The organism is Serratia ficaria (assembly GCF_900187015.1).
In the GTDB taxonomy this organism is placed as follows: domain Bacteria; phylum Pseudomonadota; class Gammaproteobacteria; order Enterobacterales; family Enterobacteriaceae; genus Serratia; species Serratia ficaria.
This window is the reverse complement of record NZ_LT906479.1, coordinates 4,271,423-4,294,817: the sequence shown is the minus strand read 5'-3', so window position 1 is coordinate 4,294,817 and position 23,395 is coordinate 4,271,423. Positions and strand designations below refer to the sequence as shown.

General features: G+C 62.7%; 23 protein-coding genes and 1 other RNA gene. 18 read left to right on the top strand and 6 right to left on the bottom strand.

All coding sequences use genetic code 11. From position 1 onward, the window contains the following. Window positions 1-138 precede the first annotated feature (138 nt). Window positions 139-849, top strand: coding sequence for an oxidative stress defense protein (locus CKW09_RS20250; protein ID WP_061796997.1), 711 nt, complete (start codon window positions 139-141; stop codon window positions 847-849). Window positions 850-898: 49 nt separating this feature from the next. Here the strand turns inward: CKW09_RS20250 and CKW09_RS20245 are convergent, their stop codons facing one another. Next, window positions 899-1,792 carry a LysR family transcriptional regulator ArgP gene (locus tag CKW09_RS20245; protein ID WP_061796995.1) on the bottom strand — a complete coding sequence of 298 codons (894 nt, stop codon included), beginning with the start codon at window positions 1,790-1,792 and terminating at the stop codon, window positions 899-901. Between the two features lie 205 nt (window positions 1,793-1,997). On the opposite strand from CKW09_RS20245, the gene rpiA reads away from it, so the two are divergent. Continuing rightward, window positions 1,998-2,654, top strand: a complete 657-nt coding sequence (gene rpiA, locus CKW09_RS20240; RefSeq protein ID WP_061796994.1) for a ribose-5-phosphate isomerase RpiA — start codon at window positions 1,998-2,000, stop codon at window positions 2,652-2,654. A gap of 304 nt (window positions 2,655-2,958) precedes the next feature. Further along, window positions 2,959-4,197: a phosphoglycerate dehydrogenase gene (serA, locus tag CKW09_RS20235; RefSeq protein WP_061796993.1), complete on the top strand. Its 1,239-nt coding sequence runs from the start codon at window positions 2,959-2,961 to the stop codon at window positions 4,195-4,197. A 52-nt stretch (window positions 4,198-4,249) separates the two neighbouring features. On the opposite strand, the gene CKW09_RS20230 is transcribed toward serA, so the two are convergent. From CKW09_RS20230 to zapA, 3 genes are all read right to left on the bottom strand, one after another. Beyond that, window positions 4,250-4,858 (bottom strand): 5-formyltetrahydrofolate cyclo-ligase, encoded by a 609-nt coding sequence (locus tag CKW09_RS20230; protein WP_095099135.1) that lies wholly within the window; start codon window positions 4,856-4,858, stop codon window positions 4,250-4,252. A 54-nt stretch (window positions 4,859-4,912) separates the two neighbouring features. Further along, window positions 4,913-5,095: non-coding RNA, 6S RNA (ssrS, locus tag CKW09_RS20225), on the bottom strand. 42 nt (window positions 5,096-5,137) lie between these two features. Then, window positions 5,138-5,467 carry a cell division protein ZapA gene (zapA, locus tag CKW09_RS20220; RefSeq protein WP_061797030.1) on the bottom strand — a complete coding sequence of 110 codons (330 nt, stop codon included), beginning with the start codon at window positions 5,465-5,467 and terminating at the stop codon, window positions 5,138-5,140. Window positions 5,468-5,787: 320 nt separating this feature from the next. Between zapA and CKW09_RS20215 the strand changes: the two genes are divergently transcribed. The 8 genes from CKW09_RS20215 (at window position 5,788) to CKW09_RS20180 (ending at window position 16,328) form a co-directional block, all read left to right on the top strand. After that, window positions 5,788-6,366, top strand: a complete 579-nt coding sequence (locus CKW09_RS20215) for a YecA/YgfB family protein (RefSeq protein WP_061797028.1) — start codon at window positions 5,788-5,790, stop codon at window positions 6,364-6,366. Between the two features lie 58 nt (window positions 6,367-6,424). Further along, window positions 6,425-7,738: a Xaa-Pro aminopeptidase gene (pepP, locus tag CKW09_RS20210; protein ID WP_095099132.1), complete on the top strand. Its 1,314-nt coding sequence runs from the start codon at window positions 6,425-6,427 to the stop codon at window positions 7,736-7,738. A gap of 4 nt (window positions 7,739-7,742) precedes the next feature. Further along, a complete protein-coding gene (ubiH, locus tag CKW09_RS20205; protein WP_061796989.1) occupies window positions 7,743-8,921 on the top strand; it encodes a 2-octaprenyl-6-methoxyphenyl hydroxylase in 1,179 nt (392 codons plus the stop codon). Between the two features lie 80 nt (window positions 8,922-9,001). Further along, the gene (ubiI, locus tag CKW09_RS20200) at window positions 9,002-10,204 is read left to right on the top strand and encodes an FAD-dependent 2-octaprenylphenol hydroxylase (protein WP_095099129.1); all 1,203 of its coding nucleotides are present in this window, start codon (window positions 9,002-9,004) and stop codon (window positions 10,202-10,204) included. Between the two features lie 493 nt (window positions 10,205-10,697). Continuing rightward, window positions 10,698-11,795, top strand: coding sequence for a glycine cleavage system aminomethyltransferase GcvT (gene gcvT / locus CKW09_RS20195; RefSeq protein ID WP_061796986.1), 1,098 nt, complete (start codon window positions 10,698-10,700; stop codon window positions 11,793-11,795). Between the two features lie 94 nt (window positions 11,796-11,889). Beyond that, window positions 11,890-12,276, top strand: coding sequence for a glycine cleavage system protein GcvH (gcvH, locus tag CKW09_RS20190; protein ID WP_061796985.1), 387 nt, complete (start codon window positions 11,890-11,892; stop codon window positions 12,274-12,276). Window positions 12,277-12,376: 100 nt separating this feature from the next. Continuing rightward, complete coding sequence (gene gcvP, locus CKW09_RS20185; protein ID WP_061796984.1) at window positions 12,377-15,256, top strand: aminomethyl-transferring glycine dehydrogenase; 2,880 nt, start codon at window positions 12,377-12,379, stop codon at window positions 15,254-15,256. Window positions 15,257-15,362: 106 nt separating this feature from the next. Further along, window positions 15,363-16,328, top strand: coding sequence for a quinone oxidoreductase family protein (locus CKW09_RS20180; protein WP_095099126.1), 966 nt, complete (start codon window positions 15,363-15,365; stop codon window positions 16,326-16,328). Here the strand turns inward: CKW09_RS20180 and CKW09_RS20175 are convergent. Continuing rightward, complete coding sequence (locus CKW09_RS20175) at window positions 16,325-16,855, bottom strand: GNAT family N-acetyltransferase (RefSeq protein WP_095099124.1); 531 nt, start codon at window positions 16,853-16,855, stop codon at window positions 16,325-16,327. The genes CKW09_RS20180 and CKW09_RS20175 overlap by 4 nt on opposite strands. 104 nt (window positions 16,856-16,959) lie before the next feature. On the opposite strand from CKW09_RS20175, the gene CKW09_RS20170 reads away from it, so the two are divergent. The 3 genes from CKW09_RS20170 to CKW09_RS20160 all read left to right on the top strand — a co-directional run bounded on the left by CKW09_RS20170 (window position 16,960) and on the right by CKW09_RS20160 (window position 18,388). Next, window positions 16,960-17,706, top strand: a complete 747-nt coding sequence (locus CKW09_RS20170) for an SDR family oxidoreductase (RefSeq protein ID WP_095099121.1) — start codon at window positions 16,960-16,962, stop codon at window positions 17,704-17,706. 78 nt (window positions 17,707-17,784) lie between these two features. Next, window positions 17,785-18,108: a BrnT family toxin gene (locus CKW09_RS20165; RefSeq protein WP_073970285.1), complete on the top strand. Its 324-nt coding sequence runs from the start codon at window positions 17,785-17,787 to the stop codon at window positions 18,106-18,108. Next, complete coding sequence (locus CKW09_RS20160; protein WP_095099118.1) at window positions 18,071-18,388, top strand: BrnA antitoxin family protein; 318 nt, start codon at window positions 18,071-18,073, stop codon at window positions 18,386-18,388. The genes CKW09_RS20165 and CKW09_RS20160 overlap by 38 nt, the downstream gene beginning before the upstream one ends. 75 nt (window positions 18,389-18,463) lie before the next feature. Here the strand turns inward: CKW09_RS20160 and CKW09_RS20155 are convergent, their stop codons facing one another. Continuing rightward, on the bottom strand, window positions 18,464-19,198 hold the full coding sequence (locus CKW09_RS20155) for a GntR family transcriptional regulator (RefSeq protein ID WP_174524351.1): 735 nt from the start codon (window positions 19,196-19,198) through the stop codon (window positions 18,464-18,466). Window positions 19,199-19,270: 72 nt separating this feature from the next. Here CKW09_RS20155 and CKW09_RS20150 point away from each other — a divergent pair, with 72 nt between their 5' ends. Genes CKW09_RS20150 through CKW09_RS20135 form a run of 4 tightly spaced genes read left to right on the top strand, consistent with a single transcriptional unit; the run spans window position 19,271 to window position 23,356 of the window. After that, a complete protein-coding gene (locus CKW09_RS20150) occupies window positions 19,271-19,984 on the top strand; it encodes a DUF2848 domain-containing protein (RefSeq protein WP_095099115.1) in 714 nt (237 codons plus the stop codon). Further along, complete coding sequence (locus CKW09_RS20145; RefSeq protein WP_095099112.1) at window positions 19,984-21,333, top strand: amidase; 1,350 nt, start codon at window positions 19,984-19,986, stop codon at window positions 21,331-21,333. Before CKW09_RS20150 ends, CKW09_RS20145 begins: the two co-directional genes overlap by 1 nt. A gap of 50 nt (window positions 21,334-21,383) precedes the next feature. Beyond that, a complete protein-coding gene (locus CKW09_RS20140) occupies window positions 21,384-22,037 on the top strand; it encodes a DUF4286 family protein (protein WP_061796970.1) in 654 nt (217 codons plus the stop codon). Continuing rightward, window positions 22,034-23,356, top strand: a complete 1,323-nt coding sequence (locus tag CKW09_RS20135) for an MFS transporter (RefSeq protein ID WP_061796968.1) — start codon at window positions 22,034-22,036, stop codon at window positions 23,354-23,356. Before CKW09_RS20140 ends, CKW09_RS20135 begins: the two co-directional genes overlap by 4 nt. Window positions 23,357-23,395: the final 39 nt, after the last annotated feature.

The following is a 23,395-nucleotide window of genomic DNA, read 5'->3' as shown; positions in this document are numbered from 1 at the left end:
TTTGTCACTAATCCGAATTTAAAACCCCGCGCGATATGCTACGTTTTATGCCAAGGAACCGGCTGTTCTCACAGGAAAAGGCCGGTAATCAGAGACAGCCTGTCATAAGGAGACACTGTGAAGCTTAAAGCATTGGCTATGGCCGCAATGGTTGGATTAGGGACGTTACCGCTGGCGCTGCAGGCGGCCGAAGTGCCGGAAGGGCCGCACGTGGTTACCTCGGGCACTTCCAGCGTCGACGCTACGCCGGACATCGCCACCCTGGCGATCGAAGTCAGCGTCTCCTCCAAAGACGCCGCGCAGGCGAAGAAGCAGGTGGATGAGCGCGTGGCGCAATACTTCGATTTCCTGCAGAAAAACAACATCGAGAAGAAAGACATCAGCGCCGCCAACCTGCGCACCCAGCCGGAGTACGATTACCTGAAAACCGGCGAGTCGGTGCTGAAGGGTTACCGCGCGGTGCGTCAGGTGCAGGTGACGCTGCGTCAGCTGGACAAGCTGAACGGGTTGCTGGACGGCGCGTTGAAATCCGGCCTGAACGAGATCCGCGCGGTTGAGCTGGGCGTGGCCAAGCCGGACGTCTATCGCGAGCAGGCGCGTCAGAAAGCCATCGAAAACGCCACCCAGCAGGCCGCTTCACTGGCGAAGGGCTTTAACGCCAAGCTGGGCCCGGTTTACAGCATCCGTTACCACGTGGCCAACTACCAGCCGATGCCGGTAGCGCGCATGTACAAGGCCGCGGGCGCGGCGGCGGAGAACGATGCGGCGCAAACCTACGAGCAGCAAAGCATTCACTTCGACGATCAGGTGGATGTGGTGTTTGAACTGCAGCGCAACGCCGCGCAGTAACGCCGGGCTGCGGCGATAAAAAAGGTTCGCTGCGGCGAACCTTTTTCGTTTAATCCTGGCGCAGTACCTGGCGGCCGTAGTCCAGCAGCGCGTCGGTCACCTTGCGCATCATGCGGCTTTCCGGCGCAAAGCGGTGCCAGAACAACATGCGGCGCTGGTAGAGCCCCGGCGTCAGATCGATAAGCTCACCCGACTCCAGCTCTTTCTCAATCTGCAGATGCGGGATCATGCAGCAGGTGGTGCCCTGGCGCGCCAGCTGCACGAAGGCTTCGGACGAGTTCACGATGTGGCAGGGTACGCTGCCCGGCGACAGATCGAAATTCTGCTGCAGGAAGGCCTGATGCATATCGTCGAGGTGGTCGAACGCCACCGCCGGCGCCTTCAGCAGCGCGGAGCGGGTGACGCCGTTCGGGAAGTAGCGCTCGGCGAAGCCCTTGGAGGCGACAAACAGATAGTCCAGCGCGCCGAGTTGGTCCACCAGGCAGCTCGGCAGCGGCTGCGGCTGAATACTCACCGCCCCCACCACTTCGCCGCGGCGCAGGCGTTCCTGGGTGCGGGTTTCATCTTCCACCTGCAGATTCAGGCGCACCGGGGAGTCCGCCAGCACCGGCTTCAGCGCCGGCAGCAGCCAGGTGGCCAGACTGTCGGCGTTGACCGCCAGCGACAGCAGCAGCGGCGTGTCGATGCCGGTGTCGTTGCCCAGCCACTCTTCTTCCAGCAGCTCAACCTGATGCAGCAGCGCCAGCAGTTTCTGCCCCTGTTCGGTCGGGCGCGGCGGCACGGTGCGCACCAGCAGCGGTTGGCCGAACAGGTTTTCCAGCTGTTTAATGCGTTGGGATACCGCCGATTGCGTGATGCAGAGTTTTTGTGCGGCGCGCTCAAAGCCGCGCTCACGGATCACCGCGTCCAGCGCTTGCAGCGTTCGATAGTCTGGGCGTTTCATCGGAAAAGATATCCCTTAAATAAAATTGATATCGGCACTATGCCACATTTTGGCCGTTGCGCAGGTGTAAAAATCACGCGGTCATCTCGCCGCCGCGCGGCTAAAAATGCGGCTCAGGGTGAAGAAGTGTGATCCTGCCTGAGTGAAAAATAACGTTTTACCCTATAATACGCACAGGTTTTCGTACATAGGCAATGGACATATTATGACGCAGGATGAACTGAAAAAAGCGGTGGGTTGGGCGGCGCTGGACTACGTGACGCCGGGTACCATCGTCGGGGTCGGCACCGGTTCGACCGCCGCCCATTTTATTGATGCGCTGGGCTCCATCAAGCACCAGATCGAAGGCGCGGTGTCCAGTTCCGATGCCTCAACCGCCAAGCTGAAAAGCCTCGGCATTCACGTGTTCGACAGCAACGAAGTGGACTCGCTGGATATCTACGTCGACGGTGCGGACGAAATCAACGCCCATATGCAGATGATCAAGGGCGGCGGCGCGGCGCTGACGCGTGAAAAGATCATCGCCGCCATCGCGCGCAAATTCATCTGCATCGTCGACGCTACCAAGCAGGTGGACGTGCTGGGCAAGTTCCCGCTGCCGGTGGAAGTGATCCCGATGGCGCGCTCTTACGTGGCGCGCGAGCTGGTGAAGCTCGGCGGGCTGCCGGAATATCGCCAGAACGTGCTGACCGACAACGGCAACGTGATCCTCGACGTGCATAACCTGAGCATCACCGACGCGGTGGCGCTGGAGAACAAAATCAACGGCATCGCCGGCGTGGTCACCGTCGGCCTGTTCGCCAACCGCGGCGCGGACGTGGCGCTGGTCGGCACGCCGAACGGCGTCAAGGTCGTCGAATAAAACGCTGCGCTCACCGCGGCTATGCGGCCTGGCGATCCCCCCGGCCGCATAATTCACTGGTTAAAATATCTTTTCTTAAAATCGCCAAATTTGGTGACTTATGTCACATTTCTGGTGATGGCTCCATAAAGCTTCTGTCTAAATCTTTCCCTATGGCATTTTCTGCCAGAAACCGCCGGCCGGGCTGAGCCTTGTACTGGCGGGCAGGCAATCGTTTGTATTGCCGCCCGCGTTATTTTTGTTATGTTGGATGGGTGCTGTTTCACAACAGCCGCTTCTGAAGTCTGAACATAGGGTCGGGTAAATGGCAAAAGTATCATTGGAGAAAGACAGGATTAAATTCCTGTTGGTAGAAGGGGTTCATCAGAGCACGGTAGATAATCTGCGCGCCGCCGGTTATACCAACATTGAATATCATAAAGGTGCGTTAGACACCGAATCGCTTAAGGCATCCATCCGCGATGCTCACTTCGTCGGCATCCGATCGCGTACGCATCTGACCGAAGAGGTTTTCGCCGCCGCCGAGAAGCTGGTCGCGGTAGGCTGTTTTTGCATCGGCACCAACCAGGTTGAATTGAAAGCGGCGACCAAGCGCGGCATTCCGGTGTTTAACGCGCCATTCTCCAATACCCGATCCGTGGCCGAAATGGTGCTGGGCGAGCTGTTGCTGATGCTGCGCGGCATCCCGGCCGCCAACGCCAAGGCGCACCGCGGCGTATGGCACAAGCTGGCCGTCGGCTCGTATGAAGCGCGCGGCAAGAAGCTGGGCATCATCGGTTACGGCCACATCGGCACCCAGCTGGGCATTCTGGCGGAAGGCCTGGGCATGAAGGTGTTCTTCTACGACATCGAGAACAAGCTGCCGCTGGGCAACGCTCAGCAGGTGCGCCATCTGTCCGATCTGCTCAACATGAGCGACGTGGTGACGCTGCACGTGCCGGAAACCCTGTCGACCAAGAATATGATGGGGGCGGAAGAGCTGGCGCTGATGAAGCCGGGCGCGATCCTGATCAACGCCTCGCGCGGCACCGTGGTGGATATCCCGGCGCTGTGCAACGCGCTGGCCAGCAATCACCTGGCCGGGGCGGCGATCGATGTGTTCCCGGAAGAGCCGGCGACCAACAGCGATCCGTTCAACTCGCCGCTGTGCGAGTTCGACAACGTGCTGCTGACGCCGCACATCGGCGGCTCCACGCAGGAAGCGCAGGAGAACATCGGCGACGAAGTGGCGGGCAAGCTGGCGAAATACTCCGACAACGGCTCGACCCTGTCGGCGGTCAACTTCCCGGAAGTCTCGTTGCCGGCGCATGGCCCGAACGCCAGCCGTCTGCTGCACATCCATGAAAACCGCCCGGGCGTGCTGACGCAGATTAACCAGATCTTCGCCGAAGAAGGGGTGAACATCGCCGCGCAGTACCTGCAAACCGGTCCGGAAATCGGCTACGTGGTGATCGACATCGAAGCGGAAACCGCACGCGCCGATGCTGCGCTGCAGCGCATGAAGGCTATCGACGGCACCATTCGCGCCCGTTTGCTGCTCTGATTGCGCCAGCGCGATCGCGATAATGAAAAAGGCCGGGATTATCCGGCCTTTTCTATTTGTCGTCCGGCCACGCCCAGCGGCGCGACGGGGTGATAATTTCCGGCAGCGGAATATCCCAATGTTCGGTCGGCAGCAGCGCCACCCGCTGGCAGTCGTGGGCCAGCCCGATGGGGTAAGGGCCGCCGCGCCGCCAGTTCTGCAAGGTACGGTCGTAAAAGCCGCCGCCCATGCCCAGCCTTTGGCCGGCATCGTCGAATGCCACCAGCGGCGTCAGCACCACCTCCAGCGCGCCTGCCGGCAGCACCGCGCGCACGTCGAGCCGCGGTTCCAGAATATTGAAACGGTTGCGCGCCAGCGGCGTATCAGGCGCATAGCGCAGGAACAGCAGATTGCCCGGGCTGAACGGATGCAGTACCGGCAGATAAACGCGCTTGCCCGACTGCCACAGCCGTTCGATCAGCGGAGCGGTATCGAGCTCGCCGTCGAACGAAAAAAACGCCGCTACGCTTTGCGCCGCCATAATTCGCGGGTGCGTGGCGACGCGCTCGGCTATTTGTTGAGCGGCGAGCTGCTGTTGTTCGGGCGTGAGTTCGCGCCGACGTTGGCGAATTTGCTGGCGAACGTGTTGGCGTTGCCGGGAAAATAGAGGTTGAAAAGGCATGGCGTCAGGCTTGCTCAGTGTGGGTGTTCAGCACACATAACCCGCTGAGAAAGGGGAATCTCCGAGATGCCGTCGCAGGCTGTAACCCTTGAACCCATGGTTCAAGGTGAACGTGCTGTCGCAATCTTAAGGCTTCTCGGCGGGCCGAGCATGCACACCGATCGCGGATCATCACATTCTGTTGGTACTAAATATCGGCTCAGGGGACTGGCCCGCTGGCGAACATCTCAGAGAAATTTTGTACTCGCTGCCGAAAACCTCGGTTTTCAACAGCTTAAGTTATTCGAATTGTGCATCCTGACGTTCAGAGATGCGACCCTGTTCAAGCAGTGCCTGTTCAATGGTCTGTTGCAGCATACGAATGCGTTGTTCCATATTGGACGCATAATCACGGGTTTTCAACCGTTCTTGAGCAAGTTCGTGACAAACGTTCAATGCCGCGATAAAAACCAGTTGCTCAGTATTTGTGACTCTAGTGCGAACTTTAAGATCTTGCAACCGTTGGTTAAGATCGTCCGCCGCCATGTTCAACGCATCTTGTTGTTCTGGCGGGCAATTGACTCTTAACGAGCGGCCAAAAATTTGAATATCTACCGGTTGTGCAGACATGCCACCTTCCTGCCTAAATTTCGCGCCAGCCCCGGTCTGCCCTTGCCGGGCCTCCAAAGCGGGCGCCACTATATATACCTCGGTACCAAGATACAACCCCTTTTTCAGTACCTGGTTGTAATCTACTGTGACAGACATTACCAGTCAAAAAAGGGTTTCAAAATGCGTATTTACCGCCATCTTGCCCCCTGCCGGCGCAGTGTAAAACCTGCCACATCACGATTATAACTAGCCACTGAGGTGTCGCGCTTATCTGGTATAGCGACGGACCTTGGTGGTAGCATAACACGAACTTATCCTGCCAACGATGACGAATGCGCATGTCTATACAGAATACATTTCCAAGTTACCAATCTTTGACCGTTGCCCTCAATCAGCAGGCGGTCGCGCTGACTGCGGCAGAAATGCACGGTTTGATCAGCGGCCTGCTGTGCGGCGGCAGCCGTGACGCCGGCTGGCAGGCGCTGGTGCACGATCTGACCAACGAAGGCGTGGCCTTCCCGCAGACGCTGAGCCAGCCGCTGCAGCAACTGTATGAAATGACAAAAGAAACGCTGGACGATGACGAGTTCATGTTCCAGTTGCTGTTGCCGGAAGGCGAGACGGTCAGCGTGTTTGACCGCGCCGACGCGCTGGCCGGCTGGGTGAACCATTTCCTGCTCGGGCTGGGCATGATGCAGCCGAAGCTGGCCCAGGTGAAAGACGAAGTGGGCGAAGCCATCGACGATCTGCGCAACATCGCCCAGCTGGGCTATGACGAAGACGAAGATCAGGAAGAGCTGGAGCAGTCGCTGGAAGAGGTCGTGGAGTATGTGCGGGTCGCCGCCATTCTGTGCCACGGCGAATTCACGCGCCAGAAACCGACGGCGCCGGAAAACATCAAACCGACGCTGCACTAAACCTATATTGCCGGTCCGCCAACGGTGAGTGCGGATGGATTGATTTCAGGAGAAGGTAATGACTCAGCAGGAATTCAACAACCGCCGTCAGGCGCTGTTGGCGAAAATGGCTCCGGCCAGCGCGGCGGTTATTTTCTCTGCGCCGGAAGCGACGCGCAGTGCAGATTCGGAATATCCTTACCGTCAGAACAGCGACTTTGGGTATCTGACCGGTTTCAACGAGCCGGAGGCGGTGCTGGTGCTGATCAAGAGCGACGAGACGCACAACCACAGCGTATTGTTCAACCGGGTGCGCGACCTGACGGCGGAAATCTGGTTTGGCCGCCGCCTGGGGCAAGAGGCCGCGCCGGCGAAGCTGGGGGTGGATCGCGCGCTGCCGTTCGATGAAATCGACGAGCACCTGCACCTGCTGCTCAACGGCCTGGACGTGGTCTACCACGCGCAGGGCGAGTATGGGTATGCCGACCGGATCCTGTTCGGCGCGCTGGACAAGCTGCGCAAGGGATCCCGCCAAAGCCTGCAGGCGCCGGCGACGCTGACCGACTGGCGGCCGTGGCTGCACGATATGCGCCTGTTCAAATCGCCGGAAGAGCTGGCGGTCATGCGCCGCGCCGGCGAGATCAGCGCCCTGGCGCATACCCGCGCGATGGAAAAATGCCGTCCCGGCATGTTCGAATACCAGCTGGAGGCGGAGATCCATCACGAATTCACCCGCCTCGGCGCTCGCTATCCGTCTTACAACACCATCGTCGGCGGCGGTGAAAACGCCTGCATCCTGCATTACACCGAGAACGAAAGCGAATTGCGCGACGGCGATCTGGTGCTGATCGACGCCGGTTGCGAATATCAGGGCTATGCCGGCGACATCACCCGCACCTTCCCGGTCAACGGCACCTTCAGCCAGCCGCAGCGCGCGGTATACGACATCGTGCTGGCGTCGCTGCTGCGCGCGCTGGAGCTGTTCAAACCGGGCACCAGCATTCGCGAGGTCAACGACGAAGTGGTGCGCATCATGGTTACCGGGCTGGTGGAGCTGGGGGTGATGAAGGGTGAAGTGGATCAGTTAATCGCCGAACAGGCGCACCGGCAGTTCTTTATGCATGGGCTGAGCCACTGGCTGGGTCTGGATGTGCACGACGTCGGCCATTACGGCACGCCGAGCCGCGACCGGCTGCTGGAGCCAGGCATGGTGCTGACCGTCGAGCCGGGACTGTATATCGCGCCGGACGCGGACGTGCCGGAAGCCTATCGCGGCATCGGCATCCGCATTGAGGACGATATCGTGATCACCGCCGAGGGCAATGAAAACCTGACCGCCAGCGTAGTGAAAGACGCTGACGCCATCGAAGCCTTGATGGCGGCGGCAAGGTAAGCGGATGAGCGTAATCATTGTCGGCGGCGGCATGGCGGGCGCGACGTTGGCGCTGGCTATCTCGTCGCTCACCCAGGGCCGGATGGCGGTGGATTTGATCGAGGCGACTCGCCCGGACGACCGCCGCCACCCGGGGTTCGACGCCCGCGCCATCGCTTTGGCGCAGGGCACCTGCCAGCAGTTGACGCGCATCGGCGTGTGGCCGGCGCTGCGTGACTGCGCCACGCCGATCACCCAGGTGCACGTCAGCGATCGCGGCCATGCCGGTTTTGTTAACCTGCATGCGCAGGATTATCAGGTCGAAGCGCTCGGCCAGGTGATCGAACTGCACGACGCCGGGCAGCGGCTGTTTGCGCTGCTGGCGAAGGCACCCGGCGTAACGCTGCACTGCCCGGCGCGGGTGGTCGACGTGCTGCGCAGCGCCGAACGGGCGGAAGTGCTGCTGGACAACGGGCAACGCATCGGCGGGCAACTGCTGGTGGCGGCCGACGGTTCGCGCTCGGCGCTGGCGCAGGCCTGCAACGTGCAGTGGCAGCAGAGCGACTACCCGCAGTTTGCCACCATCGCCAACGTCACCACCGCGGTAGATCCGCAGGGGCGCGCCTTTGAGCGCTTTACCCGCCACGGGCCGCTGGCGCTGCTGCCGATGTCGCAGGGCCGCAGCTCGCTGGTGTGGTGCCATGCGCGGGAAGATCGCGAGCGGGTCGATGCCTGGGACGATGCGCGCTTTATCAGCGAACTGCAGCAGGCCTTCGGCTGGCGATTGGGGCGCATCCTCAAGGCCGGCAAACGCCACAGCTACCCGCTTGGCCTGCTGACCGCCAACCGGCACGTCAGCCATCGGCTGGCGCTGGTGGGCAATGCCGCGCAGACGCTGCATCCGATCGCCGGCCAGGGGTTCAACCTCGGTTTGCGCGACGTGATGTCGCTGGCGGAAACCCTGGCGGAAGCCGCACACAGCGGGGAAGACGCCGGCGGTTATGCGCTGCTGAGCCGCTATCAACAACGGCGACAGGGCGATCAGCAGGCGACGGTCGGCGTGACCGACGGCCTGATCCGGCTGTTCGCCAACCGCTACGGCCCGCTGGTGGTCGGCCGCAATCTGGGGCTGATGGCGATGGAGCGGCTGCCGCCGGTGCGCGACGCCTTCGCCAAACGCACCTTGGGTTGGGTGGAACGCTAGACTTACATTCGGGTGCAGCTCGCTGCGCCCACGGCGCCGCGCATCCCTGTGCGGCGCGCTATTTAAGGAAATCGAGCAGCATGCAATCATTTGACGTGGTTATCGCCGGTGGCGGTATGGTGGGGCTGGCGTTGGCCTGCGGCCTGCAGGGCAGCGGGCTGCGCGTTGCGGTGCTGGAGCGCCAACCGCCGGACATGACGCCGCCGCAGGAGCAACCGGCGCTGCGCGTCTCCGCCATCAATGCCGCCAGCGAACGTCTGCTGCAGCATATCGGCGTCTGGGAGGATATCCTCCAGCTGCGCGCCAGCGCTTACAACGCGATGGAAGTCTGGGATCGCGACAGCTTCGGCAAAATCGCCTTCCGCGGCGACGAATGCGGCTTCAGCCATCTCGGCCATATCATTGAAAACTCGGTGATCCAGCAGGCGCTATGGAAGCGCGCCGAAAGCCTGTCCGACATTACGCTGCTCGTTCCTGCGGCGCTCAAGCAGGTGGCCTGGGGGGAAAACGACGCCTTCATCACGCTGGAAGACGGCCGTATGCTGACCGCCCGGCTGGTGATCGGCGCCGACGGCGCCCAATCGTGGCTGCGTGAGCACGCCGATATTCCGCTGACCTTCTGGGATTACCGCCACCATGCGCTGGTCGCCACCGTTCGCAGCGAAGAGCCGCACCTGGCGACGGCGCGGCAGGTGTTCCACGGCGACGGCATTCTGGCGTTCCTGCCGTTCAGCGATCCGCATTTGAGTTCGATCGTCTGGTCGGTCACGCCGGAAGAGGCCGAACGGCTGAAACGGCTGGCGCCGGAGCCATTCAACCGCGAGCTGGCGATGACCTTCGACATGCGGCTGGGCAACTGCAGCCTGGAAAGCGAACGGCTGACGTTCCCGCTGACCGGGCGCTATGCGCGCAGCTTCGCCGCGCATCGTCTGGCCCTGGTCGGCGATGCGGCGCACACCGTACACCCGCTGGCCGGGCAGGGGGTCAACCTGGGCTTTATGGACGCCGCCGAGCTTATCTCCGAACTGCGCCGCCTGCAGCGCCAGGGCAAGGATATCGGTCAGCACCTGTATCTGCGCCGCTACGAGCGCCGCCGCAAACATGGCGCGGCGGTGATGCTGGCCAGCATGCAGGGCTTCCGCGAGCTGTTCGACGGCAGTCATCCGGCCAAAAAGCTGCTGCGCGACGTCGGCCTGCGGCTGGCGGACAACCTGCCGGGCGTCAAACCCAAGCTGGTGCGCCAGGCGATGGGCCTGAACTCACTGCCGGATTGGCTGGCTTAATCGGCTCAAGCGGGCCCCGACGGCGGGCCCGTAAAACCCCCTTATGCCGATAACTTTTCCTTATATAACCCTTCATTTGAAATAATCTAATTCCAGCCTGTTTTTAGCATTACTTTTTCTAATTCACCGATCGGTTATCAAAAGTCGATATTCCGCGGGCGGCCGCCGTTTTGTTATATAACTTCGGAGTTATGCCGCTTTAATTGTTAATTTTGTGCCTTAAAGCGCATTTTTCCAGTGAAAAACTCTGCACACTAGCCCGGCAATTTGCTGCCCCTGAACGGCGCTGAGCCTATTTTAACTTATGGTTAATGTGGTCGTTCGGTGATAACTTCGGGGGAAAGGTATCGTTTGCGTCACGGCGATTTACGCCGTTTCGGCGCACGTTTCCGTTGAGCAGTCAGTGCGCCATGCAAGCAGGCCGCGAGCCTTTTCCAGACGCATTGCGTGGCAGCACCCTAACTTCTAGCGACCGAGTGGAAAGAGGGAAAAGATGGCAAAGCAAACCCCACTGTACGACCAGCACGTGGCGTGCGGTGCGCGCATGGTAGACTTTCACGGCTGGATGATGCCGCTGCACTATGGCTCGCAGATCGATGAGCACCACGCCGTGCGTCAGGATGCCGGCATGTTCGATGTCTCCCATATGACCATTGTGGATCTGCACGGCGCCCGCACCCGTGAGTTCCTGCGTTACCTGCTGGCGAACGACGTCGCCAAGCTCACTCAACCCGGCAAGGCGCTGTATACCGGCATGCTGAATGCCTCCGGCGGCGTGATCGACGACCTGATCGTTTATTTCCTCACTGAAGACTATTTCCGCCTGGTGGTGAACTCCGCCACGCGCGACAAAGACCTGGCCTGGATCGAAGAACACGCCGCGCCGTACGGCGTCGCGCTGACGGTGCGCGACGATCTGGCGCTGATCGCGGTGCAGGGCCCGCAGGCCAAAGAGCGCGCCGCCACCCTGTTTGCCCCGGAGCAAAAAAGCGCGGTCGAAGGCATGAAGCCGTTCTTCGGCGTACAGGCCGGGGATCTGTTCATCGCCACCACCGGCTACACCGGTGAAGCCGGCTATGAAATCGCCCTGCCGAAAGAGCAGGCGGCTGATTTCTGGCAAAAGCTGCTGGCGGCGGGCGTTAAGCCGGCCGGTCTGGGCGCGCGCGATACCCTGCGCCTGGAAGCGGGCATGAACCTGTACGGTCAGGAGATGGACGAAGGCGTTTCGCCGCTGGCCGCCAACATGGGCTGGACCATCGCCTGGCAGCCGGAAGACCGCCAATTTATCGGCCGCGACGTGCTGGAACAGCAGCGCGAGCAGGGTACCGAACAGCTGGTCGGCTTGATCATGACCGAAAAAGGCGTATTACGTAATGAGCTGCCGGTGCGTTTCACCGACGAAGCGGGGCAGACGCACGAAGGCGTGATCACCAGCGGGTCGTTTTCGCCGACCCTGGGCTTCAGCATCGCGCTGGCGCGGGTGCCGGCCGGTATCGGCGAGCAGGCCATCGTGCAGATCCGCAATCGCGAGATGCCGGTCAAGGTGACCAAACCGGGCTTTGTCCGCGCCGGAAAGCCATTAACAAATTGATTTTTTGATTATTCCCAATGGGATTCGCATGCGGCCAACCCGGCTGCGCTGTGAAAGACACAGGGAAATTATTTCTTCGAAGGAGTAACCGGCTATGAGCAATGTGCCAACAGAATTGAAATACGCATCCTCCCACGAGTGGGTTCGTTCAGAAGGTAACGGCGTTTACACCGTGGGCATCACCGAACACGCGCAGGAACTGTTGGGCGATATGGTGTTTGTCGATCTGCCGGAAGTGGGCCGCACCGTTGCCGCCGGCGAAGATTGCGCCGTGGCGGAGTCCGTCAAGGCGGCCTCAGACATTTACGCGCCAATCAGCGGCGAAATCGTGGCGGTAAACGGCGAGCTGGAAAGCTCTCCGGAGCTGGTGAACAGCGAGCCGTACGGCGAAGGTTTCCTGTTCCGGATTAAAGCCTCAGACGAAGGCGAGCTGGCGAACCTGCTGGACGCCGCGGCTTATCAAGCCTCGATCGACGAGTAATGCGTACCGCGCCCCAGGCCCTTCGGCCGGGGCGTTTTAGTGATAGATCACGCTATATCCCGTACTCCCGTACCACGCAAGAATTCAGGAATTTGTAGCAATGACTCAGACACTCAGCCAACTTGAACACAGCGAAGCGTTCATCGAACGCCACATCGGCTCTTCTGCGGAACAACAGCAGGAGTTGCTGGCAGCGGTGGGCGCCCGCTCGCTCAACGCGCTGATCCAACAGATCGTGCCGGCGGACATTCAGCTGCCGGGGCCGCCGCCGGTGGGCGACGCGGCGACGGAACATCAGGCGCTGGCTGAGCTGAAGGCGATTGCCTCGCAGAATCAGCGTTACAAATCCTATATCGGCATGGGCTACAGCGCGGTGCTGACGCCGCCGGTGATCCTGCGCAACATGCTGGAAAACCCGGGCTGGTACACCGCCTATACCCCTTATCAGCCGGAGGTGTCGCAGGGCCGCCTGGAGGCGCTGCTGAACTTCCAGACCGTCACGCTCGATCTGACCGGCCTGGATCTGGCCTCCGCCTCGTTGCTGGATGAAGCCACCGCCGCCGCCGAAGCCATGGCGCTGGCCAAACGCGCCAGCAAGCTGAAGGACGCCAACCGCTTCTTCGTGGCCGACGACGTGCACCCGCAGACGCTGGACGTGGTGCGCACCCGCGCCGAAACCTTCGGCTTCGACGTGATCGTCGATAAAGCGGAAAAGGTGCTGGAGCTGGAAGGCGTGTTCGGCGTGCTGCTGCAGCAGGTGGGCACCACCGGCGAACTGCACGACTACAGCGCGCTGCTGGCCGAGCTGAAATCCCGCAAGATCGTCACCAGCGTGGCCGCCGACATCATGGCGCTGGTGCTGCTGACCGCGCCGGGCAAGCAGGGCGCCGACGTGGTGTTCGGCTCCGCGCAGCGCTTCGGCGTGCCGATGGGCTACGGCGGCCCGCACGCCGCCTTCTTCGCCTGCCGCGACGAGTTCAAGCGCTCGATGCCGGGCCGCATCATCGGCGTATCCCGCGATGCCGCCGGCAACACCGCGCTGCGCATGGCGATGCAAACCCGCGAACAGCACATCCGCCGCGAGAAGGCCAACTCGAATATCTGTACCTCGCAGGTGCTGCTGGCCAACATCGCCAGCCTGTACGCGGTGTACCATGGCCCGCAGGGCCTGCAGCGCATCGCCGGGCGCATCCACCGCCTGACCGACATCCTGGCCGCAGGGCTGCAACAGGCCGGCCTGACGCTGCGTCATAAAACCTGGTTCGACACCCTGACGGTAGAGGTGAAAGACAAGGCCGCGGTGCTGGAACGCGCGCTGAGCTTCGGCGTCAACCTGCGCACCGACATTCACGGCGCCGTGGGCATCACGCTGGACGAAGCCACCTCGCGCGAAGACGTGCAGACGCTGTTCGCGCTGCTGGCGGGCGATAACCACGGGCTGGATATCGACGCGCTGGACGCGGCGGCAAGCAAAGACAGCGTCTCGATCCCGGTCGCCATGCTGCGCAAGGATCCGATCCTGACCCACCCGGTGTTCAACCGCTACCACAGCGAAACCGAGATGATGCGCTATATGCACCGTCTGGAGCGCAAGGATCTGGCGCTGAACCAGGCGATGATCCCATTGGGTTCCTGCACCATGAAGCTGAACGCCGCGGCGGAAATGATCCCGATCACCTGGCCTGAATTCGCCGAGCTGCACCCGTTCTGCCCGCCGGAACAGGCGGCGGGCTATCAGCAAATGATCGGCCAGCTCTCGCAGTGGCTGGTGCAGCTGACCGGCTATGACGCGGTCTGCATGCAGCCGAACTCCGGCGCGCAGGGCGAATACGCCGGCCTGCTGGCGATCCGCCGCTACCACGAAAGCCGCAACGAAGCGGGTCGCCACGTTTGCCTGATCCCAAGCTCCGCGCACGGTACCAACCCGGCTTCCGCCCAGATGGCGGGCATGAGCGTGGTGGTGGTGGCCTGCGACAAGAACGGCAACATCGATTTGCACGATCTGCGCGTCAAGGCGGAGCAGGCGGGCGAAGCGCTGTCGTGCATCATGGTGACCTACCCGTCTACCCACGGCGTGTATGAAGAAACCATCCGTGAAGTGTGCCAGATCGTCCATCAGTTCGGCGGCCAGGTGTATCTGGACGGCGCCAACATGAACGCCCAGGTGGGCATCACCACGCCGGGTTACATCGGCGCGGACGTTTCGCACCTCAATCTGCACAAAACCTTCTGCATTCCGCACGGCGGCGGCGGCCCGGGCATGGGCCCCATCGGCGTGAAAGCGCACCTGGCGCCGTTCGTGCCGGGCCACAGCGTAGTGCAGATCGACGGCGTGACCACCCAACAGGGCGCGGTATCCGCCGCACCGTTCGGCAGCGCGTCAATCCTGCCGATCAGCTGGATGTACATTCGCATGATGGGCGCGGAAGGCCTGAAGCAGGCCAGCCAGGTGGCGATCCTTAACGCCAACTATATCGCTACCCGCCTGAAGGACGCCTATCCGGTGCTGTACACCGGCCGCGATCACCGCGTGGCGCACGAATGCATTCTCGATATTCGCCCGCTGAAGGAAGAGACCGGCATCAGCGAAATGGACATCGCCAAGCGCCTGATCGACTACGGTTTCCACGCGCCGACCATGTCGTTCCCGGTGGCGGGCACGCTGATGGTCGAGCCGACCGAATCGGAAAGCAAGGTGGAGCTGGATCGGTTTATCGATGCGATGCTGGCCATCCGCAGCGAAATTGACCGCGTCGCCAAGGGCGAATGGCCGCTGGAAGACAACCCGCTGGTGAACGCGCCGCACGTGCAGGCGGAGCTGGTCAGCGACTGGCAGCACGCCTACAGCCGCGAGCTGGCGGTGTTCCCGATCGCCGGCGTGCGCGAGAACAAGTACTGGCCGAGCGTTAAGCGTCTGGATGACGTGTACGGCGATCGCAACCTGTTTTGTTCCTGCGTGCCGATGAGCGAATACGAATAACACGTTCGGCAAAGTTTGCGTTCGGGGGACACCGCATCATGCGGTGTCCCTTTTTTATTGCCGCTCGCAACCCTGACGAGCCGGCATCCCGATCCGAGGAGTCATTATGCAAGCGGCAATAGTCACAGCGCTGGGGCAAGCCCCGGTTTTCGGCACCTTTGCGGAACCGCAGGTGCAGGCTGGCGAAGTGTTGATTGAAGTGCTGGCGGCGGGCATCAAGCAGTTGGATCGCGCCACCGTGGCGGGCAGCCATTATTCCAGCCCCAAACAGCTGCCGATCGTGCCCGGCACCGACGGCGTCGGGCGCACGCCGGACGGCCGGCGGGTGTACTTCGCTTCCTTCCGCCGCCCCTACGGCGCGATGGCGCAGCGCAGCGTCGCGTCCTGGACGGTGCCGGTGCCCGCGGCGGTAGACGACGCCACCGCCGCGGCGCTGATCAACCCGGCCTTCGCCGCCTGGCTGCCGCTGCGTTGGCGTGCGGACCTTCAGCCCGGTGAAACCGTGCTGATCGTCGGCGCCACCGGCACCTCGGGCAAGCTGGCGGTCGCCGCCGCGCGCCAGGCGGGGGCGGGGCGCATCGTCGCCGCCGGCCGTCGGCAGCCGGTGCTGGACGCGTTGGGCGTTGACGCCACGGTGGATCTGACTCTGGCAGGCGAGGCGCTGGCGCGGGCCTTCGCGGCGGCGGCGGGCCCGAACGGCTATCAGGCGATCGTCGATTATATCTGGGGGGCGCCGACCGAAGCGCTGCTCGCCACGCTGAACAATCACGATCTCTCTTCGTACGCCGGCGGGCGCGGCATTCGGCTGGTCAACGTCGGATCGATGGCCGGGCCGGACATTCGGCTGCCGGCGGCGGTGCTGCGCAGCAATCAGCTGCAGATTATGGGCAGCGGCACCGGCAACTTCCCGCCGGTAGCGGAAATGCAGCGCTACGCGAGCGAGATCCTGGCGCTGGCCGCCGCAGGCGAAATCGCGCTGGAGACGCAGGAGCACGCGCTGGCGGAGATCGCCGAAGTCTGGGATCTGAACAAGAAAAGCGACGTGCGTTCGGTGATGCGCATTTCCCGCTAGCGGCAACAGCAGGCCAGATGGATATCCTCCGGCTCACGGGCGAACAGCTCGGCGTCGGGAACCGCCAACAGCCGGCAGCCCTGCGCCAGATAGAAATCCACGGTGCGCTTATTGGGAATGGACGAAACGTACAGCCCGGCGGCGCCGTCCTGCCGGGCCTGCCGCAGGCAGTGGCCAAACAGTGTTTTCCCCAGCCCCTGGCCGCGCCGGCGGGCGCTGACGTAAAAGAACAGCAGCTGGCGCAGATCCCGATCCGGGCCGCGCAGTTCGGTATCGACAGCCGCCGCCGCCACAATCTCCTCGCCTTCGAACAGCGCGAAGAAGACGCCGCCGCGGTCGAAACATGCTTCGTGAATGGGGGTGTAGGTGTCCTTATCGTGCGGATCCCAGCCGCGCACGTCGTAATAGTCGGCGTAAGGCTGCAGTTCGCCGTCCTGCAGGCGATACAGGGTATCGATAATCTCGCTGCGGTCGATCTGCCACAGCAAATCAAGCTGCTGCCGCTGCAGCAGAACGGGGGCGCTCATAGTCATTCGCTCTCAGGTTTTCCTGGCCATAATATAGCAGGCCGGCACGGCTTTTTTGAGCGCCGGCCGCCGATGTCGCTTCGCCAATCAGAGAAAGGAATAACATGACGAAAATTGCACTGGTCACCGGCGCCAGCCGGGGCATTGGCCGCGCGACCGCATTGTTGCTGGCCCGGCAGGGCTATGCGGTGGGCGTTAACTATTTGCAGGATGCCGCCGCCGCGCGCCAGGTGGTGGCGGAGATTGAATCCCTGGGCGGCAGAGCCCTGGCGCTGCAGGCGGATATCGCAGACGAGGCGCAGGTAATGGCGATGTTCAGCGCGCTGGACGCCGGGTTGGGCACGCTCTGCGCGCTGGTCAACAACGCCGGCATCCTGTTCCAACAGGGAAACATCGAACAACTGACCGCCGAGCGCATTAATAAGGTGTTGAGCACCAATGTCACCGGTTACTTCCTGTGCTGCCGCGAGGCGGTGAAGCGCATGGCGCAGCGCCACGGCGGGCGGGGCGGCGCGATCGTGAATGTTTCCTCCGCCGCCTCCCGATTGGGCGCGCCGGGGGAGTACGTGGATTACGCCGCCTCGAAGGGCGCGGTCGACACGCTGACCACCGGCCTGGCGCTGGAGGTGGCGGCGCAGGGCATTCGCGTCAACGCCGTGCGGCCGGGGTTAATCTATACCGAGATGCACGCCAGCGGCGGCGAACCCGGCCGGGTGGATCGCGTGAAGGACAGCCTGCCGATGCGGCGCGGCGGCCAACCGCAGGAGGTGGCGGACATCATCGCCTGGCTGCTGTCCGACGCCGCCTCTTACGTGACCGGCAGTTTTATCGACGCGGCCGGCGGGCGCTGAGGGGGCTCAATTGTTTTGACATCGCCGGCGTTGGGGGGGTATCTTTGCTTAAATAACAATCAAATTGTAGTTACAAAAATGTATGTTTATTTTGAATGGAATCAAGATAAAAATCAAAACAACCTGAGGAAGCATCACGTCAGTTTTGAAGTGGCGCGACACGTTTTTTCGGATCCGAACCACCTGGCGGTGCTGGAACGAATCGAAGGAGGGGAAGAACGTTGGCAAACTATCGGCATGGTTGGCGGTTCTTTGCTGCTGTTGGTCGCGCATACCCTCTCCGAAACTGATTCTGCCGGTGACAGCATCGAGATAGTACGTATCATTTCAGCGCGTAAGGCCGATGCAAAAGAGAGAGGGAGATATGAAGCGCAAAAATTCAGTCAGAAATCTGCAACATAGCGTGCTTCCACCGCTGTCGGAAGAACAAAAAGCGCAGATAGCTTCCCTGAGCTCTCTGCCGGACGTGGAGATTGACCATGCTGATGCGCCATCGCTCGGCGATGAAAAGTGGAGTGCGGCGGTTCAGGGGCGGTTTTACAAACCGGTGAAAGTGTCAAAAACGATCAGAATTGATGCGGACGTTTTGGCATGGCTGCAAAGGCCGGGCAAGGGCTATCAGAAACGTTTGAATGCCCTGCTGCGTGAGGCGATGCTGAAAGATTACGAACGCGAAGAATGAAGGGCCGCGCCACGGGGTAAACATCCGCTGACTCAGCGTCGGCGGATTTTTTATGTCTGACATTCCCCTGAAATGTTAACCCTCGTGCAGCAAGGCGCTGCGGAACGACAGGATATGCGCCTGCGCCGCATCGGCCGCCGCGTCGCTGTCCTGTGCGGCCAGCGCGGCGATGATCGCCCGGTGCTCCTCGATCACTTCCCGCATATGCCCTTCGCGCGACAGCGTGCTGGCCCAGAAGCGCTGCGCCCTGGCGTGCAGCACGCTCAGGATGTCCGCCAGCATGTTGTTGCCGGCGATCTGCGCCAGCTCCTGATGGAATTCATGATCCAGCGTCATCATCAGCACCCGATCACGCCGCAGGCTGGCGGCCTCTATTTGCTGATTGAGCGCGCTCAGGGCGGCGATTTGCCGCTCGGTGATCTTCTTGCTCGCCAGCCGCATGCACAGCATTTCGTTGGCCAACCGCACCTCTATCAGCTCCAGCGCATCGTCGATCGACAGCGGCGCCACCATCACTCCCTTGCGTGGGATCACCTGCAGCAGGCCTTCGTTGGCCAGGCGGTGGATCGCCTGATTGATCGGGGTTCTGCCCATTTCCAGCTCCGCCATCACCTGCGCGGTATTGAGATATTCGCCCGGCTTGTAGCTCAGCGTCACCAGCGCCTGTTTGAAGCGGCGGTAGGCCAGTTCGTTCAGTGACAGCCCGGCTTCCTCTGCCGTCGGGAGTTGTGGGCTCTCTGCGTCAACGGTCTTCACGTTCTGCTCCTGCAAGAAGAAAGTTTTTAGACATAGTACACAAAAACATGGCATGGAAATCGCTTATTTGGTAACTAAAGATATAGTGAAATTTCACAGTATTTTAACCAAAGAGGCGATACGGCCATGAGACTGACCTTTACTTTACCCGGATCCCGCGGCGCTGCGGCGCTGAATGTCGAGATCGACCAGCTGGTGATCGCCGGCTGGACCGGGCGCGATCGCGAGGCGATCTTGCACCATATCAGGGAGCTGGCCGAGCTGGGCGTGCCCCAGCCCAGTGCAATTCCGCTGTTCTATCGCGTGGCGGCCAACCAGCTTAGCCAAAGCGACTGCATTGAGGTGATCGGCAGCGCCACCTCCGGCGAAGCGGAACCTTTTATCTTCACTCAGGGCGGCGAGCTGTTCGTTTCGCTGGCGTCGGATCATACCGATCGCCAGCTGGAGGCCCACAGCGTGGCGCTGTCGAAACAGATCTGCGTCAAGCCGGTGGCGCGCGCCGCCTGGCCGCTGTGCGAGGTGCTGGATCATTGGGATTCGCTGGTCCTGCGCTCGTGGATCAAGGAAGACGGCGAGTTTCGGCTGTATCAGCAAGGCACTCTCGCCAGCCTGCGTGCGCCCGGCGATCTGCTGGAGCGTTATCTCGGCGGCTCGCAGCTGCCGGAATGCGGGCTGGCGCTGCCGCAGGCGCCCGATGGCCTGGCGATGACCTGCGGCACGCTGGCGGCGATCGGCGGCATTCGCCCGGCGCTGGAGTTCCGCATGGAGTTGGCGGACGCAGTGCTGGGAAGGGCCATCAGCCACAGCTATCGCAGCATTGAGCTGCCGGTGGTGGCCTGATGAATAAACTCACGCTGGAGCAGGCCGCCGCCGCGCTGGCCAAGGGTGAACTGACGGCGGTGCAGTTGACGGCCGCCGCGTTGGCGCAGATTGCCGATGAGCGGGGCGAAGGCGCGCGCGCTTTCACTCAGGTTTATGGCGAGTGGGCGCAGCGCCAGGCGCAGGCGGCCGATCGGCGGCGCGCCGAGGGCAAACCGCTGTCGGCGCTGGACGGCGTACCGGTGTCGGTCAAAGACCTGTTCGACGTCGCCGGGCAAACCACCGCCGCCGGCTCGCGGGTATTGGCCGCCGCGCCGAAGGCGGAGCGCCACGCGGCAATAGTGGAACGGCTGTTGCAAGCGGGAGCGGTGGTGATCGGCAAGACCGGCATGACCGAATTCGCCTATTCCGGGCTGGGCATCAACCCGCATTACGGCACCCCGGCTAATCCCTGGGATCGCGCTGCGCGCCGCATTCCGGGCGGCTCGTCCTCCGGCGCGGCGGTGGCGGTGGCCGACGGCATGTGTTTGGGCGCCATCGGCAGCGATACCGGCGGTTCGGTGCGCATCCCGGCCGCCTTCTGCGGGCTGACCGGCTTCAAACCCACCGCCCGGCGCATCAACGACGGCGGCCTGCTGCCGCTGTCGCCGTCGCTGGATTCGATCGGCGTGATCGCCCACCGCGTCGCCGACTGCATTGCGCTGGACGCGCTGATAGCCGGAGGCCCGCTGCGGCCGCAGCCGAAAACGCTGGAACAGGCGCGCTTTGCGGTGCCGCAGACGCTGGTGCTGGATGAATTGCAGCCGCAGGTCGCCGAGGCATTCCAGCAGGCTTTGCGGCGGCTGGCGCAGGCCGGCGCGCAGATTGAACCGATCCCTTTGGCGGAGCTGGCCGAACTGGCGGCGATCAACGCCGCCGGCGGTTTCACCGCGCTGGAGTCCTGGCGCTGGCATCGGGCGCTGATTGCCGAGCGGGCCGATGACTACGATCCGCGCGTGTTGTCGCGCATTCGCCGCGGCCAGCCGCTGGGTGAACAGGATCTGCAGCAGCTGCGACAGCAGCGCGCCGATTGGCAGCAACGGGTGGCGGCGGCGGTGCAGGGATTCGACGCCCTGCTGATGCCGACAGCGCCGCTTGTTGCGCCGACCGTCGCCGAGCTGGAGGCGAGCGAAGAAGCCTATTTCCGCTGCAACGCGCTGGCGCTGCGCAATCCTTCAATCATTAACTTCCTCGACGGCTGCGCGCTGTCTCTGCCGTGCCAACGGCCGGGCGCGGCGCCGATCGGCCTGATGCTGGCCGGGTTGCCGATGCGGGACGAGGCGTTGCTGGGCTGGGCGCTGGCTGCCGAACGCTGCCTGGCCGGCGCGTAATGATACGGCAGGGCGTTGCCCGCCTTACTTGAGTTAACAGGAGAGTCCCCATGACCGGTTCCCCGAACGGAATGCTGTTTGTCGCAACAGATGTCGCCGCGCAGGACGAGGCGGATTTCAATCAGTGGTACGACCGTGAGCACGTCGAAGAGCGGGTGCGGGTGCCCGGCTTTTTATCCGGTACTCGCTATCAGGCGCTGCAGGGCGGGCGTAAATATCTGGGGCTGTATAAAACCGAATCGCTGGCCAGCTTCACCACCGCAGCCTACCGCGCCGCTTTCCAACACCAGACGCCGTGGTCGGTGGCCAGCCTGGACAAGATGCGCAACCCGATGCGCCGGGTGTGTGCGGTTGAGGCCGTAACCGGCCAGGGCTGCGGCAGCCATCTGGGCGTCATCACCCTGGCGCCGGCGGCGCCGGAGGCATTGCGCGCCAGCGTCGCCGCGCTGGGCGCGCAGTTGGCCGAACAGCCCGGCTTTGTGCGCAGCAGCCTGTTGACGCCGGACGCCGAGCTCAGCTCGCCGCTGCCGAAAGAATCCCGCGAGAACCGCCGGCTGCTGCCGATGCTGCTGATCGAAAGCAGCGGCGCCGAGGCCGGCCAGCGCCTGACCGAGCAGGCCTGCCTCACGTTGAAAATCCCCGCCGGCGACGCCTGGCATTACGCCCTTGGCTGGCAACTGACCGTACAGGAGCTGACATCATGAGCGCATCCACCACAGAAACGCCAATGGCCTCGTCGGCCAAAGCGCAGGCCGCCAACCCGCCGAATACCGGCAAACTGGCGGCGGCCAGCTCGATCGGCACCGCGCTGGAATGGTATGACTTCACCGTTTACAACATCATGGCGGCGTTGATCTTCAACCACGTGTTCTTCCCGTCGTTCGATCCGCTGGTGGGCACCATTCTGGCGTTCTCCACCTATGCGGTCGGCTATGTTTCCCGGCCGATCGGCGGCATCGTGTTCGGCCACCTCGGCGACGTGCTGGGGCGGCGCTTCGTGCTGGTCACCACCCTGGTGATAATGGGGGTGACCACCGCGCTGATGGGGCTGCTGCCGGGTTACGCCAGCTGGGGCATCTGGAGCCCGCTGCTGCTGGTGACGCTGCGCTTTATCCAGGGCATCGCGCTGGGCGGCGAGTGGGCGGGGGCGGTGCTGCTGTCGATGGAGCACGGCAAACCGCATCAGCGCGGGCGCAACGCCTCCTTTGCGCAGGTGGGGCCTTCCTGCGGCACGCTGATAGGCACCGGTTTGATCACGCTGGTGACGGTGGCGATGTCGGCGGATGATTTCCAGCTGTGGGGCTGGCGCATTCCGTTCCTGCTCAGCCTGGTGCTGGTGATCTTCGGCCTGTGGCTGCGCCGCGGGGTGGGCGAGACGCCGGCGTTTCTGCAGCTGGAGGCGTCGAAAGACGTTACCCAGGCGCCGATCCGCGAGGTGTTCAGCCAGCATATGCGCCCGCTGCTGATCGCCGGCGGCTCGCGCATCGGTTCCGACGTGCTCTATGCGCTGGTGGTGGTATTTACCCTGACCTACGTCACCACCGTACTGAATCTGCCGCGCCCGCTGGCGCTGGCCGCCACCATGCTGGGGGCGATCGGCAACGCCATTACCGTGCCGATGTTCGGCGCGCTGTCGGATCGCTTCGGCCGCCGTCCGGTATACATCGGCGGGGCGCTGGCGGCGATGGCGTGGGCGTTTGTCTTCTTCGTGCTGCTCGACAGCACGCAGCCGGTGCTGATCTGCACGGCGGTGGTGGTCGGCCTGCTGATCCACGCGGCGATGTACGGCCCGCAGGCGGCGTTTATCACCGAGCAGTTCCCGACCCGGGTGCGCTATGCCGGGTCATCGCTGGCCTATACGCTGGCGGGGATCCTGGGCGGCGGTTTCGCCCCGCTGATCATCGCGTCGCTGTTCAAGTCCTATAACAGCACGCTGGCGATCTCGGCCTACGTGGTGGTGGCGCTGCTGATTACGCTGTGGGCGGTGCTGGCCGCGCGGGAAACGGCGCATAAGCCGTTGTAAGCAAGAAGGCTGCAGCCGCGGCGCTGCAGCCCGATGCGC

What these genes read in the sequence shown, in the direction of transcription:
- CKW09_RS20250 (WP_061796997.1), top strand. Translation starts at nt 139, where the DNA reads ATGGCCGCAATGGTTGGATTAGGGACGTTACCGCTGGCGCTGCAGGCG.
- CKW09_RS20245 (WP_061796995.1), bottom strand. Translation starts at nt 1,792, where the DNA reads ATGAAACGCCCAGACTATCGAACGCTGCAAGCGCTGGACGCGGTGATC.
- rpiA (WP_061796994.1), top strand. Translation starts at nt 1,998, where the DNA reads ATGACGCAGGATGAACTGAAAAAAGCGGTGGGTTGGGCGGCGCTGGAC.
- serA (WP_061796993.1), top strand. Translation starts at nt 2,959, where the DNA reads ATGGCAAAAGTATCATTGGAGAAAGACAGGATTAAATTCCTGTTGGTA.
- CKW09_RS20230 (WP_095099135.1), bottom strand. Translation starts at nt 4,858, where the DNA reads ATGCCTTTTCAACCTCTATTTTCCCGGCAACGCCAACACGTTCGCCAG.
- zapA (WP_061797030.1), bottom strand. Translation starts at nt 5,467, where the DNA reads ATGTCTGCACAACCGGTAGATATTCAAATTTTTGGCCGCTCGTTAAGA.
- CKW09_RS20215 (WP_061797028.1), top strand. Translation starts at nt 5,788, where the DNA reads ATGTCTATACAGAATACATTTCCAAGTTACCAATCTTTGACCGTTGCC.
- pepP (WP_095099132.1), top strand. Translation starts at nt 6,425, where the DNA reads ATGACTCAGCAGGAATTCAACAACCGCCGTCAGGCGCTGTTGGCGAAA.
- ubiH (WP_061796989.1), top strand. Translation starts at nt 7,743, where the DNA reads ATGAGCGTAATCATTGTCGGCGGCGGCATGGCGGGCGCGACGTTGGCG.
- ubiI (WP_095099129.1), top strand. Translation starts at nt 9,002, where the DNA reads ATGCAATCATTTGACGTGGTTATCGCCGGTGGCGGTATGGTGGGGCTG.
- gcvT (WP_061796986.1), top strand. Translation starts at nt 10,698, where the DNA reads ATGGCAAAGCAAACCCCACTGTACGACCAGCACGTGGCGTGCGGTGCG.
- gcvH (WP_061796985.1), top strand. Translation starts at nt 11,890, where the DNA reads ATGAGCAATGTGCCAACAGAATTGAAATACGCATCCTCCCACGAGTGG.
- gcvP (WP_061796984.1), top strand. Translation starts at nt 12,377, where the DNA reads ATGACTCAGACACTCAGCCAACTTGAACACAGCGAAGCGTTCATCGAA.
- CKW09_RS20180 (WP_095099126.1), top strand. Translation starts at nt 15,363, where the DNA reads ATGCAAGCGGCAATAGTCACAGCGCTGGGGCAAGCCCCGGTTTTCGGC.
- CKW09_RS20175 (WP_095099124.1), bottom strand. Translation starts at nt 16,855, where the DNA reads ATGAGCGCCCCCGTTCTGCTGCAGCGGCAGCAGCTTGATTTGCTGTGG.
- CKW09_RS20170 (WP_095099121.1), top strand. Translation starts at nt 16,960, where the DNA reads ATGACGAAAATTGCACTGGTCACCGGCGCCAGCCGGGGCATTGGCCGC.
- CKW09_RS20165 (WP_073970285.1), top strand. Translation starts at nt 17,785, where the DNA reads ATGTATGTTTATTTTGAATGGAATCAAGATAAAAATCAAAACAACCTG.
- CKW09_RS20160 (WP_095099118.1), top strand. Translation starts at nt 18,071, where the DNA reads ATGAAGCGCAAAAATTCAGTCAGAAATCTGCAACATAGCGTGCTTCCA.
- CKW09_RS20155 (WP_174524351.1), bottom strand. Translation starts at nt 19,198, where the DNA reads ATGCCATGTTTTTGTGTACTATGTCTAAAAACTTTCTTCTTGCAGGAG.
- CKW09_RS20150 (WP_095099115.1), top strand. Translation starts at nt 19,271, where the DNA reads ATGAGACTGACCTTTACTTTACCCGGATCCCGCGGCGCTGCGGCGCTG.
- CKW09_RS20145 (WP_095099112.1), top strand. Translation starts at nt 19,984, where the DNA reads ATGAATAAACTCACGCTGGAGCAGGCCGCCGCCGCGCTGGCCAAGGGT.
- CKW09_RS20140 (WP_061796970.1), top strand. Translation starts at nt 21,384, where the DNA reads ATGACCGGTTCCCCGAACGGAATGCTGTTTGTCGCAACAGATGTCGCC.
- CKW09_RS20135 (WP_061796968.1), top strand. Translation starts at nt 22,034, where the DNA reads ATGAGCGCATCCACCACAGAAACGCCAATGGCCTCGTCGGCCAAAGCG.